Annotated in this window: 11 protein-coding genes and 1 other RNA gene; 2 read left to right on the top strand and 10 right to left on the bottom strand. The window is 71.5% G+C overall.

Features of this window, described 5'->3' with window-relative positions:
• Positions 1 to 118 precede the first annotated feature (118 nt).
• Positions 119 to 655 carry a DUF4232 domain-containing protein gene (locus MOV08_RS25885; RefSeq protein ID WP_275309035.1) on the bottom strand — a complete coding sequence of 179 codons (537 nt, stop codon included), beginning with the start codon at positions 653 to 655 and terminating at the stop codon, positions 119 to 121.
• Positions 656 to 1,003: 348 nt separating this feature from the next.
• Here MOV08_RS25885 and MOV08_RS25880 point away from each other — a divergent pair, with 348 nt between their 5' ends.
• Complete coding sequence (locus MOV08_RS25880; RefSeq protein ID WP_275309034.1) at positions 1,004 to 1,168, top strand: hypothetical protein; 165 nt, start codon at positions 1,004 to 1,006, stop codon at positions 1,166 to 1,168.
• Between the two features lie 107 nt (positions 1,169 to 1,275).
• Here MOV08_RS25880 and ssrA read toward each other — a convergent pair.
• The 5 genes from ssrA to ftsE form a co-directional block, all read right to left on the bottom strand.
• Positions 1,276 to 1,644: a transfer-messenger RNA gene (ssrA, locus tag MOV08_RS25875) on the bottom strand.
• 124 nt (positions 1,645 to 1,768) lie between these two features.
• The gene (smpB, locus tag MOV08_RS25870; RefSeq protein WP_073442454.1) at positions 1,769 to 2,269 is read right to left on the bottom strand and encodes an SsrA-binding protein SmpB; all 501 of its coding nucleotides are present in this window, start codon (positions 2,267 to 2,269) and stop codon (positions 1,769 to 1,771) included.
• Between the two features lie 18 nt (positions 2,270 to 2,287).
• Positions 2,288 to 3,484, bottom strand: coding sequence for a S41 family peptidase (locus tag MOV08_RS25865; protein ID WP_275309032.1), 1,197 nt, complete (start codon positions 3,482 to 3,484; stop codon positions 2,288 to 2,290).
• A 67-nt stretch (positions 3,485 to 3,551) separates the two neighbouring features.
• Positions 3,552 to 4,463: a permease-like cell division protein FtsX gene (ftsX, locus tag MOV08_RS25860; RefSeq protein ID WP_039635975.1), complete on the bottom strand. Its 912-nt coding sequence runs from the start codon at positions 4,461 to 4,463 to the stop codon at positions 3,552 to 3,554.
• A 9-nt stretch (positions 4,464 to 4,472) separates the two neighbouring features.
• The gene (gene ftsE / locus MOV08_RS25855) at positions 4,473 to 5,162 is read right to left on the bottom strand and encodes a cell division ATP-binding protein FtsE (protein ID WP_039635973.1); all 690 of its coding nucleotides are present in this window, start codon (positions 5,160 to 5,162) and stop codon (positions 4,473 to 4,475) included.
• Between the two features lie 320 nt (positions 5,163 to 5,482).
• On the opposite strand from ftsE, the gene MOV08_RS25850 reads away from it, so the two are divergent.
• On the top strand, positions 5,483 to 5,674 hold the full coding sequence (locus MOV08_RS25850) for a hypothetical protein (protein ID WP_039635971.1): 192 nt from the start codon (positions 5,483 to 5,485) through the stop codon (positions 5,672 to 5,674).
• A 144-nt stretch (positions 5,675 to 5,818) separates the two neighbouring features.
• Here the strand turns inward: MOV08_RS25850 and MOV08_RS25845 are convergent, their stop codons facing one another.
• The 4 genes from MOV08_RS25845 to MOV08_RS25830 form a co-directional block, all read right to left on the bottom strand.
• A complete protein-coding gene (locus MOV08_RS25845) occupies positions 5,819 to 6,760 on the bottom strand; it encodes a hypothetical protein (RefSeq protein ID WP_275309030.1) in 942 nt (313 codons plus the stop codon).
• 335 nt (positions 6,761 to 7,095) lie between these two features.
• Complete coding sequence (gene prfB, locus MOV08_RS25840; protein ID WP_275309028.1) at positions 7,096 to 8,211, bottom strand: peptide chain release factor 2; 1,116 nt, start codon at positions 8,209 to 8,211, stop codon at positions 7,096 to 7,098.
• 156 nt (positions 8,212 to 8,367) lie between these two features.
• Positions 8,368 to 9,666, bottom strand: a complete 1,299-nt coding sequence (locus MOV08_RS25835; protein WP_275309026.1) for a serine/threonine-protein kinase — start codon at positions 9,664 to 9,666, stop codon at positions 8,368 to 8,370.
• 179 nt (positions 9,667 to 9,845) lie between these two features.
• Positions 9,846 to 11,471: a serine/threonine-protein kinase gene (locus tag MOV08_RS25830; protein WP_275309024.1), complete on the bottom strand. Its 1,626-nt coding sequence runs from the start codon at positions 11,469 to 11,471 to the stop codon at positions 9,846 to 9,848.
• Between the last annotated feature and the right edge of the window lie 138 nt (positions 11,472 to 11,609).

The raw sequence follows: 11,609 nt of genomic DNA, 5'->3' as shown, positions 1-11,609 counted from the left end.
CCGCCGGCGGTCGGCCCGACCGGTCCGCCCAGCCGCCGGACCCAGCCGACGGACCGGCCGATCGCCCCGGCCGAGTCACCCAGCCGGTCGGTTCAACCGATCCGTTCCACCGGTCCGTTCAGCCGTTCTGCTCGATGGGCGGGCCCATCCGGATCGTCTGCTCGCAGATGTTCATCCGGGTCTTCTTGCCCTTCTCGTCCCGGACCTTTATCAGCTTCTGGTGGCGATCACGGGGCGCGCCCACGATCGCCTCGTCGTTGCTCACCAGGCAGTCGGCGGGCGTCATACCGGGCCCGTGGTCCTTGTAGCGCAGGTGAGTGGTGACCATGCCACCGCGCCGGAGGTCTATCGGCATGGTGCGGCCCTGCCCCTTGCCGTACGACTCCGGCCCCTTGCCGACGTGGACCGCGAAGGTGGGGAAGCCGTCGAAGACGCACGGCTGTGACCCCTTGTTGACGACCAACAGCTTGGCCTCGCGATCGGCGCTGTGCGGCGCCGCCTTCAGGACGGTGACCTTCCAGCTCAGGCCCTTGGTCCTGCAGTTGGCGTGCAGCGCCGCCATCCGCCCCGAGCCGCAGCCGGTCACGGTCAGCCCGGCGGCGACGGTGAAGGCGAGCGCGGCCATCGTCGTCGCGAGTACGGAACGTCGCTGCACGACTCCCCCCTGTTCCATCCGTTTGTCCTGTTCGCACACATCGTTCGCACGCGATGTCCTTCCGTAAGGAAGGATTTTCGGCGCCGTTGGTTGCCTGCACCCGGACACGGATATGCATCGTGTTAAGAGACATCGATCACGTGACGGTCGCGCGGCCCGTCGTCCGCCCGGCACCCGGCACCCGGCACCCGGCACCCGGCACCCGGCGGGATCCTACGGCCCCTCAGCGCCCGCCGCGGCCACACCCCTCGCCGCGACGTCCGCCTCCGGCAGCCACCAGTCGCCCTCGGGGAGCGCCCGCCAGCGCTGCTGACGCCGCCGCTGCTGGCCGCCGCGTCCGGCGCCCTGGTGCTGCTCGCCGTCGCGCTGCTGGTCGCCGGGACGGCGACCGGCGGCCGGACCGCCGAGCACCTGCCGTTCCCCGCCGCCGGATACGCCGTACCGGCTGCGGCGGCCCTGTCCCTGGCGGTGACGGCGACGGCCACCGCCGCCCGCCGGTCCCGCCCGGCCTGACCGCCTGGCCCCGACCCCGGCCCCGGCCCCGGCCCCGGCCCCGGCCCGAAAAAAACGAAGGCCCTGGCGTTCCTTTCGGAACACCAGGGCCTTCGTTCACATGGGAATTGTGGAGATGGCGGGAATCGAACCCGCGTCCAACGGTGTGGAATCAGGGCTTCTCCGAGTGCAGTCCGCTGCGATTTTCTCGGCCCCGGAGATCACGCGGACAAGTCTCCGACGGGCTCAGTCACTGTTTGATTTCCCTCTTCACCCCGTGACCGGGATCAAGGTTTAGTCCCCTAGCTGATGCCAGGATCCGGGTCGGGAACAGCCCCGGGCTGACACTTCGCAAGTCGCTACTTAGGCAGCGAGGGCGAAGGAATCGCGCTTGGTGTTGGCGATTATTGGTTGCGACATATGGTTAACGAGATCATTGCCGCTTCCTCGACTCGCTTCCCCTGCTTCGACATCCGCTGTCGAAACCGATCATCCCCATGTTTTCTTTTCAAGGTGGTGCCACACCCTCGCGGGGTGTGTCCCCATCGTACGTGACCAACGCACGCGGGTGCCAGCATATTCCCGGCGGCCGTCGCGGACCCCGGCCCGGCCGCCGGTTTCTCAGGCCCGCTGCCGGCGTCGGGCCGCCGAGATCGCCCGATCAGTCTCACGGCGGTCCTGCTGCTCGCGCAGCGTCTGCCGCTTGTCCCACTCCTTCTTGCCCTTGGCCAGCGCGATCTCGACCTTGGCCCGGCCGCCCTTGAAGTACAGGGACAGCGGCACGATCGTGTGACCCGAGTCCTGGGACTTGACCTCCAACTTGTCGATCTCGACGCGGTGCAGCAGCAGCTTCCGCTTCCGCCGCGCGCTGTGATTCGTCCAGGTGCCCTGCGCGTATTCGGGGATATGGACGTTGTGCAGCCAGGCTTCCCCGCCGTCGATCTGGACAAATCCGTCCACGAGCGACGCCCGGCCCTGACGCAGCGACTTCACCTCGGTGCCGGTCAACACCAGACCGCACTCATAGGTGTCCAGAATGTGGTAGTCGTGCCGCGCCTTCTTGTGCTGCGCGACGAGCTTGCGCCCGTCGTTCTTGTCCTTGCCCTTGCCCTTGGTAGCCATAGTGCGGCCATTTTCGCACTACGCACCGGTGCCGAGGCCACTCAATACCGTGCGGGCCCGTTTCTCGGCATGGTCCTCGACGAGCAGATCCGGGGTGATGCCGGTGCCGTCCACGGCCCGGCCGGCCGGAGTGCGGTAGTGGCCGACGGTCAGCTCCGCGACCGAGCCGTCCGGCAGCTCGCTGGGCATCTGCACCGAACCCTTGCCGAACGTCGGGGAACCCACCACGACCGCCCGACCGCGGTCCTGGAGCGCGCCGGACAGCAGCTCCGCGGCGCTCATCGTGCCGCCGTCCACCAGCACGACCAGCGGGATCCGGGTGTCCCCGGCGCGCTCGGCGTACAGGGCGCGCTGGCTGCCGTCCACGTCGTAGGTGGCGACCAGGCCGCCGTCGAGGAAGACCGACGCGGTGGCGACCGCCTCGGTGACCAGGCCGCCGGTATTGCCGCGCAGGTCCAATAACAGCCCGCCCCGCCGGTCGGCGGCGCGCACCGCGCGGCGGACCGCGGCGCCGGTGCCCTTGGCGAATGCGGTGATCTTGATGCGGGTCGGGCCGTCGGCGCCGTACGGGCGGTCCACGGTGACGTTCCGGCTGTGCAGGCGGGTCCGGCGCAGGGTCACGCTCCAGTGGCGGGCGCCGCGCCCGAGGTCCAGCCGGACCGACGTGCCGGGGGCACCGGAGCCCGCGGGCCCGTCCCCGCGCAGCCGAGCCACGACGTCGGTGACCGGGCGCCCCCGGGCGGGCCGGCCGTCGACCGCGTCGAGGCGGTCGCCGACGGCGATGCCGGAGCGGGCGGCTGGCCCGCCGGGCCGCACCCGGGACACCGTTATCCGGCCACCGCCCTGCTCCCGCACCCACAGCCCGACGCCGACATACGTGCCGTCCAACTGGGCCTGGAAGTCCTCGAATTCGCCGGCGGTGTAGACCGTCGACCACCGGTCGCCGCTGCGGCTGACGACGTCCGCGGCGGCCTGCGCACCGGACTTGCCGTCCCCGGCGGCCTGCGCCGCGGCCCGTGCGGCCCGCTCGACGGCGGGCCGGCCGGCGGCCGTGTCCTCGGCGGGCCGGCCCGGGGCGGCGGGCTCCGCGGCGTCCCCGGCGTCGTCCCAGGTGCCGGTGGCCGCGCCCGCGGCGAGCACCCCGGCGAGGAACAACGTCAGGGCCGCCCCGCGGCGGATGCGGCGGGGCCGGCCGTACCAACACGGGCCCAGCATGCCGGTGAGTCTAGGCGACGAAAGGGCGCCGTACGGGGAGTTGACCGTACGGCGCCCTGGGCGAAGCTCACACCTTGAGGTACTTGCGCAGCGCGAAGAACGCGGCGAGCGCGGGCATCAGCAACCCGATGAGCAGGACCAGCGGAAGCACCGCCAGGACGGCGTCCCAGCCGATGAAGTTGACCACCTGGATCTGCTTCGCCAGCCACTGGTTGATCATGAAGTACTTGCCGCCGACGAGCAGGACGCAGGCGAACACGGCGCCGATGAGGCCGGCGATCGCGGCCTCCATGATGAACGGCAGCTGGATGTAGAAGCTGGAGGCGCCCACCAGCCGCATGATGCCGGTCTCCCGGCGGCGGCTGAACGCGGAGACCCGCACGGTGTTGACGATCAGCATCAGCGCCACCACCAGCATCAGGCCCATGACGCCCAGGGCCGCGTACCGCATGCCGTCCAGGAGGCGGAACAGCGGTTCGACGGTGTCCCGTTGGTCCTGAACCTGCTCGACGCCGGGGCGCTCGGAGAACGCCGACTTGATCACGTCGAACTTGGTCGGGTCCTTGAGCTTGACCCGGAAGGACTCCGGCAGCTGGTCGGGCGTGACCAGACCGGCCACGGGCGTGTCGCCGAACTGCTCCTTGTAGTGCTTGTACGCCTGATCGCTGGTCTCGTGCTCCACGTTCTGCACCAGCGGCAGCCGGTGCAGCTCGGCCAGGATGTCGTTCTTCTGCTGCTCGGTCGCCGCGCCCTTGGCGCAGTTGGCGGCCGTCTCGGCGTCGTTCTTGTTGCAGAAGAAGATGGAGACGTTGACCTTGTCGTACCAGTACCCCTTCATCGTGTTGACCTGGTCGCGCATCAACAGCGAGGCGCCGAACAGGCCGAGCGAGAGGGCTACCGAGACGATGACGGCGAAGGTCATCGTGAGATTTCGGCGGAGACCGACGCCGATCTCCGACAGGACGAACTGGGCGCGCATGGCGTCCTTTCAGTGCTGGTAGCCGTACACGCCGCGCGACTGGTCGCGTACGAGCCGGCCCTTCTCGAGTTCCATGACCCGCTTGCGCATCTGGTCGACGATCTGCTGGTCGTGGGTGGCCATGACCACCGTCGTCCCGGTGCGGTTGATCCGGTCCAGCAGCTTCATGATGCCGACGGAGGTCTGCGGGTCGAGGTTGCCGGTGGGCTCGTCGGCGATGAGCAGCAACGGGCGGTTGACGAAGGCCCGCGCGATGGCGACGCGCTGCTGCTCACCACCGGACAGCTCGCCCGGCATGCGGTCCTCCTTGCCGCCGAGGCCGACGAGTTCGAGGACTTCGGGCACCGTCTTGCGGATCTGTCCGCGCGGCCTGCCGATGACTTCCAGGGCGAAGGCGACGTTCTGCCCCACAGTCTTGTTGGGGAGCAACCGGAAGTCCTGGAAGACCGTGCCCACCTGGCGGCGCATCTGCGGCACCTTCCAGTTGGACAGCTTGGCCAGATCCTTCCCCAGTACGTGCACGGCGCCATGGCTGGCGCGCTCCTCGCGCAGGAGCAGCCGCAGGAAGGTGGACTTACCGGAGCCCGAGGAACCCACCAGGAAGACGAACTCGCCGCGCTCGATCTCCAGGGAGACGTCCCTGAGGGCGGGGCGGTTCTGCTTCGGGTAGGTCTTGGAGACGTTGTCGAATCGGATCACAGATGCACCACGGTCGACCTGGGTAGGGGCACGGGTTGCCGGTCACGGCTCCCGTCGGTGTGCGTGACCCTACGCGAACCTGATGTGGGGGCCCAGCCGGCGGGGGAGGTTGGTGTGGTTCTTCACGGTGCCTACGGGACAAAAAGCGCACAATTCCGGGCGGGTGGGCGGGAAGGGTACTGCCGGGTGGGAGGGAAGGGTGCGGCCGGGTCGGAAAGGGGGTAAACCCCGGGGCGCGCCGTCCGGCGGCGGAACTGGCACAGTGGTAGAGGGAACCAATGCGCCGCCCGGTGCGTTGATGCGGTAAGTAAGGAGGTCGCATGACGTACGACCGATTGGTGTGCGCCAACTGCGCGGCCCCTGTGAGCGAGGGCCGCTGCCCTGTGTGCCGGGCCAGCAGGGAACGGCTCCAGCGACAAGCGGGCTTTTTCGGCCAGCTCAATCCCGTGGTGCTGGCGGCCCTGCTGATCGCGCTGCTCGCGGTCGCGGTGCTGCTCCGCCAGGCCGTCTGAAACTCCCCGGGCCCGCCCCGCGGCGCCGCAGAGTGACGGCCCCGCCGCGCAGGGTGCCCGGACCACCGCCCATCATCGCCCGCGGACGCCCGAGGGGCCCGGGACGCATGCGTCCCGGGCCCCTCGTCGTGTGCCGCGTCAGCGTCAGGCAGCCGCCGCGCCGCCGCTCTTGTTGATCAGGCGCGGCAGGACCCGGAAGCCCACACCGCCGGCGATCATCGTGGCGGCACCGATCAGCAGGACGGTGGTGCCGGACGAACCGGTCTCCGCCAGCTGACCACCCTTGGCCTGCTGCTTGGCCTGGCCCGGGGTGTCGATGACCTGCTCCTTGCCCTGGCCGGGCTGCTCGATCGGCTTGGAGCCCTCGTTGTCGGTACCGGTACCGGTGCTGTCGCCGCCGGTGGTGGTGCCGCCCGTGCTGGTGCCACCGGAGTGGCTGCCGCCGGTGCTGCCACCGGAGTGACCACCGGTGCTGCTGCCGCCGGTCTGGCCGCCGGAGTTCTGGCCACCGGAAGTCTGGCCACCGGTGGACTGACCGCCGGAGTTCTGGCCGCCGGTGGTCTCGCCACCCGTGGTCTGACCACCCGAGGTCTGGCCGCCCGAGTTCTGGCCACCGGTGGTCTCGCCACCCGTGGTCTGACCACCCGAGGTCTGGCCACCGGAGTTCTGGCCACCAGTGGTCTCACCACCCGTGGTCTCGCCGCCGGTGGTCTGGCCACCCGTGGTCTGACCGCCGGAGTTCTGGCCGCCGGAGGTCTCGCCGCCGGTGCCGCCGATCTCGCCACCGGAGGTCTGGCCGCCGGAGTTCTGGCTGCCGATCTCACCGCCGGTGCTCTGGCCACCGGCGCTCTCGCCGCCGGTGCTCTCGCCGCCGGTCGTCTGGCCACCGGTGCTCTCGCCGCCGGTGCTGTCGCCGCCGCCGAAGATGCCACCGATAATGCCGCCGATGATGCCGTCACTCTGCTTCGCCGGCGTACCGTCCGTGCCGGCGGCGGATGCCGCACCGGCCGCGGTGAGCGACGCACCGGCCGCGATCACCGCACCGGCCGCAATGCGCGCCACGCGCAGCCGCGTCTTCTTCGTCATGTACTGCTACCCCCAGTAGCTGAACTCGTCATTGGAGCACCGCCGCACGGGGCAACGACCGATGGGGGTGTGCACACCACGGCCCGGCACTGCCGGCGGGCCGTTCGCCTCCCCGTTCCTACACGCGCCCCATGACACACGCATGCCGCGCTCAGCCTTCCCAGTTCTCGGAACATCGTCAAGGCCGAATAAAGGCTTGATGACCGAATTGTCATGAGTTGGGCGATACATGGACGTACGACTGTGACCTAACCGCCACCGCAAAAAACAACTGCCCCCCTTGGGGAGGCAGTTGTCCGAACCTTCTGAAGGCGTTTGTCCGCTTGCGTCCGCGGCTACTTCGCCTGCTGCTCCTGCTGCTTGCGCCAGCGGATGCCGGCCTCCAGGAAGCCGTCGATGTCCCCGTCCAGCACGGCCTGCGGGTTGCCGACCTCGAACTCCGTCCGCAGGTCCTTGACCATCTGGTACGGGTGCAGGACGTACGAACGCATCTGGTTGCCCCAGGAGTTGCCGCCGTCGCCCTTGAGGGCGTCCATCTTGGCCTGCTCCTCCTGGCGGCGCCGCTCCAGCAGCTTCGCCTGGAGGACGTTCATGGCGGAGGCCTTGTTCTGGATCTGCGAGCGCTCGTTCTGGCAGGAGACGACGATGCCGGTGGGGAGGTGCGTCAACCGGACCGCGGAGTCGGTGGTGTTGACGCCCTGGCCACCGGGGCCGGAGGAGCGGTAGACGTCCACCCGCAGATCGCTCTCGTCGATCTCGATGTGGTCGGTCTGCTCGACGACCGGCAGCACCTCGACGCCCGCGAAGGAGGTCTGACGGCGGCCCTGGTTGTCGAACGGCGAGATGCGCACCAGGCGGTGCGTGCCCTGCTCCACCGAGAGCGTGCCGTAGGCGTAGGGCACCTGGACGGCGAAGGTGGTCGACTTGATGCCGGCCTCTTCGGCGTACGAGGTCTCGTACAGCTCGGTCTTGTAGCCGTGCCGCTCGGCCCAGCGCAGGTACATCCGCTGGAGCTTCTCGGCGAAGTCCGCGGCGTCCACGCCGCCGGCCTCGGCACGGACGCTCACCAGGGCCTCGCGGGCGTCGTACTCGCCGGACAGCAGGGTGCGGACCTCCATCTCGTCCACCGCCTTGCGGACGTCGATCAGCTCCCGCTCGGCCTCGGCGCGGGTCTCCTCGTCGCCCTCGGCCTCGGCGAGCTCGAAGAGCACCTCAAGGTCGTCGACGCGACCGCGCAGCGCCTCGGCCCGACGCAGCTGGCCCTGGAGGTAGGACAGCTGGCTGGTGATCTTCTGCGCGTTCGCCGGGTCGTCCCACAGGGACGGCTCCGCGGCCTGCTCCTCAAGCACGGCGACATCGGCCCTCATCTTGTCGAGGTCCAGGACGGCCTCGATCGACCCCATGGTCGAGGAGAGGGACTTCAGCTCTTCGGATACATCGACGACTGCCACGCACCCAGCCTAACGGCTGCCACCGACAATCTGTCCCGGCGTGTCCCCGGCCCGTCCTGGCCGGACCGGATGAAAACGGGGCGCACGGGCCGCCCGCCGGGCCCGCGCCGAGGTGCCCGCGCCGACCCCGGCACCCTCAGGCCCAGGTCACAGGCCCTATCGCGGATGGTGCACGCCCGGCCGGGCACCGCCCGGCTCATCACCGCCGCCCGAGGCCAGCAGGCCGCCGACCGCGCCCGCCACCACGACCACGGCGGCCACCACGCCCACCTTGATCCGACGGCGGCGCACCGCCTCCGGGGAGGAGCGGTGCCGGGCCGAGCCCGCCCGGCGCTCCCCGGCGGCCCGCGGGGCGCGGGCCGTGCCGTGCGCGCCGCCGGCCAGCTCGTCCGGCCCGGGGACCCGCATGCTGGTGTGCGTCTCCCGGCTGGAGTCCGGCTTCGCCCCCTGGACGAGGGGGACCGCGCCGCGCGGCGGGCCCTCGGGTGCCGAAGCCGGGTAGCGGGCCTCCTGGCGGGACCCGGCGGGGGCGCCCTCCGGGTCGTCCGCCGGCTGCTCGTCGTCGGGCTCGTCGATGTCCAGCGGCGGGATGCCGGCCAGGCCGGGCAGGATCTCCCGCAGTCGGGCGGCCAGCTCCGGGGCGCGCAGCCGGGAGGCGGGCGCCTTGGCCAGGCACTGGAGCAGCAGCTGCCACAGCTCGTCCGGGATGCCGGGCAGCGGGGCGACGCTCTCGGTGACGTGGCGGCGCAGCACCGCACCGGGGTGGCCGCCCCCGAAGGGCGTGAAGCCGGCGAGCATCTCGTACAGGACCGTCGCCAGCGCGTAGACGTCCACGGAGGCGCGCGGCGGCAGGCCCTCGATGATCTCCGGGGCGAGGTAGTCGGGGGTGCCGATGACCTTCGCGGAGCGGAGCGAGAGGGTGGACCCCCCGCCCGGCGGCTGGGAGAGGGTCCTGCGGGGGGAGTCCACCAGGCGCGCGATGCCGAAGTCGGTGAGCAGCGCGGGGTGCGCGCCACCGGGGCCGAGCGGCCCCTGCATGTCCAGCAGGACGTTCTCCGGCTTGACGTCGCGGTGCACGATCCGCGCGGCGTGCGCGGCGACGAGGCCGTCGGCGACGTCGGCGGCGATGGCGACCGCGGCCTCCGGGGCGAGCCGCCGCTCGCGCTCCAGACGGGTGCGCAGGTCGGTGCCGCGGACCAGGTCCATGACGAGCGCGAGGTCGGCGCCGTCGACGACGAGGTCGCGGACTCCGACGACGCGCGGGTGCTCCAGACTCAGCAGTGCCGCCCGCTCCTGCACGAAGCGGCCGACGAGCTCCTGGTCGGAGGCGAGGTCCTCACGCAACAGCTTGATGGCCACGGCCCCTTCGGGGCCCTCGCCCAGCCATACCGTGCCGGCACTGCCGCGCCCCAGGATCTGGTGGGCGGTGTACCGGCTGCCGATCTTCCGTGCCAAGACTGCTCCGACGTGTCGGGCCCCCGGGTGTCCTCGGGGGCTGAGGTTGGCGTCAAAGCTACGCGGGCGCCAGAGGGTTCAGTGCCCCCAATGGCGGCAACCGTCACTTCTGTACGGGAATTCACCGGCCGGATGTCGACAAAGAGACGATGCCGTCGGCATCCGGTCCGTACGGACCGTCAGCCGCCGATCTTCTGTACGAAGTGCTGCACGCTGGCGAAGACGTCACCGATCTGCTGGAAGAAGCCCTTGGTCGTCCCGATCCACTCCTGGAGCGGGGTGAACTCCCAGATCAACCAGGCCGCCACGAACAGCAGCAGCACCGTGAAGAGGCAGCCCTTCAGGCAGCCCAGACCCGGGATCCGCATCGGGTTGGCGCTGCGCGGCCGCGGCTCGCGCCGGGGGCGGGGCTCCCGGGCGGGCGGCGGGGCCGGCTCGTAGCGCTGCGGCGGCGGCTCCTGGCGGCGCTGCGGGGCCGGCGGGCGCTGCGGGGCGTAGCCGGCCTGCTGGCCGCCGTACGGGGGCTGCTGCGGGGCCTGGGCGGGCGCCGGGCGGCGCTGCGGACGGCGGCGCAGCGGGTCGTCCTGGGGGTCCAGGTACTGCACCTGGGTCTGCTCGTTGCGGTCCCGGGCGGCCCGCAGCTGGGACTCCCACGGGTGCGGACCCTCGGGCTCCGGCGGACCGGCCATGGGCGCGGCGGCCGGCATCGGGGGCACCGGCGGCATGGCCCGCGTCGGGGCCGGCCCCTGCCCCGGGGCACCCGTGGACGGCAGCACGCTGGTCGGTGCGCCCGGGTCGTAGGGGGAGGCCGCGTTGGTCGGCAGCACCTGGGTGGGGGCCGCGGCGTCCGTCCCCTGGGAGCCCTCGGTGCCCGGGACCGTGGCCGGCTCCGGGTCGGGGGCGAGCAGCGCGGCGACGCCCAGTGCCGCCTCGGCCTGCTGCGGGGTGGCGTGCGCGCCGATGCCGGCGGCGACGGTGCGCAGCCCGCGCGCGAGGTTCTCGGCGCTGGGGCGCTCCTCGGGACGCTTGCGCAGGCAGCGCTCGACGACCGTCCACAGCGGCTCGGGAACCGAGGCGGGGCGCTGCGGCTCCTCGGCGAGGTGCCGGTGCAGCACCTCCAGGGCGGTCGCCCCGGCGAACGGCGGGCGGCCGGTGAGCAGCTCGTAGAGCAGGATGCCGGCGCCGTAGATGTCCACGGCGGAGGTCTGCGGACGGCCCTCGGCGGACTCCGGCGCCACATAGGCGGGGGTGCCGACGAACTCGTGCGTACGGGTCAGCCCCGGGGAGTCGGCGAGCCGGGCGATGCCGAAGTCGGTCAGCATCGGGTGCATCCGCTCGGCGCCGTCGGAGCCGGCGAGCAGGACGTTGGCGGGCTTGAGGTCGCGGTGGACGACGCCGTCGGCGTGGCTGGCGGCCAGCGCGTCGGCGATCTGCGCGGTGAGCAGCGCCGCCGCCACCGGGCTGAACGGGCCGTTGTCACGCAGGTAGCGGTGCAGGTCGGGGCCGTCGACCAGGTCCATGACGAGCGCCAGCAGGTCGCCCTCGACGACCAGGTCGCGGGTCCGGACGATGTTGGGGTGGGTCAGCCGCAGCAGGACCGAGCGCTCGCGCAGGAAGCGCATCACCACGTCCGCGTCGGACGCCAGCTCCTCCTTGAGGACCTTGATCGCGACCGTCTCGCCGGGCTCCCCGGCGACGGCCGCCTCGGCACCCGCCGTCTCCCTCTGGCGGGCACGCCAGACGGTGCCCGTGGCGCCGCGCCCCAGAGGCTCCTCAAGCAGGTACTTGCTGCCTACCGGCCGCACGTCATGCGCTCCCTGGTTCGTGGTGGATCCTTGCCTGGCCCGCTGGGTCAGCTCGCGGCCCGTCGCCCCACTGTAGTGCCGTCGCACAAACATTTCGGTGCGCCGGACGGGGCGGGGCTCCTCGGGAAGACGCGCGTT

It is taken from the genome of Streptomyces yunnanensis (assembly GCF_029011865.1).
GTDB lineage: Bacteria > Actinomycetota > Actinomycetes > Streptomycetales > Streptomycetaceae > Streptomyces > Streptomyces yunnanensis.
The sequence above is the reverse complement of the archived record's forward strand: the minus strand, read 5'-3'. Positions and strand labels throughout refer to the sequence as shown.

Bases quoted from the DNA above. Each gene is read 5' to 3' on its own strand.
- smpB (WP_073442454.1), bottom strand. From the start codon at position 2,269: ATGGCTACCAAGGGCAAGGGCAAGGACAAGAACGACGGGCGCAAGCTC.
- MOV08_RS25865 (WP_275309032.1), bottom strand. From the start codon at position 3,484: ATGCTGGGCCCGTGTTGGTACGGCCGGCCCCGCCGCATCCGCCGCGGG.
- ftsX (WP_039635975.1), bottom strand. From the start codon at position 4,463: ATGCGCGCCCAGTTCGTCCTGTCGGAGATCGGCGTCGGTCTCCGCCGA.
- MOV08_RS25850 (WP_039635971.1), top strand. From the start codon at position 5,483: ATGACGTACGACCGATTGGTGTGCGCCAACTGCGCGGCCCCTGTGAGC.
- MOV08_RS25845 (WP_275309030.1), bottom strand. From the start codon at position 6,760: ATGACGAAGAAGACGCGGCTGCGCGTGGCGCGCATTGCGGCCGGTGCG.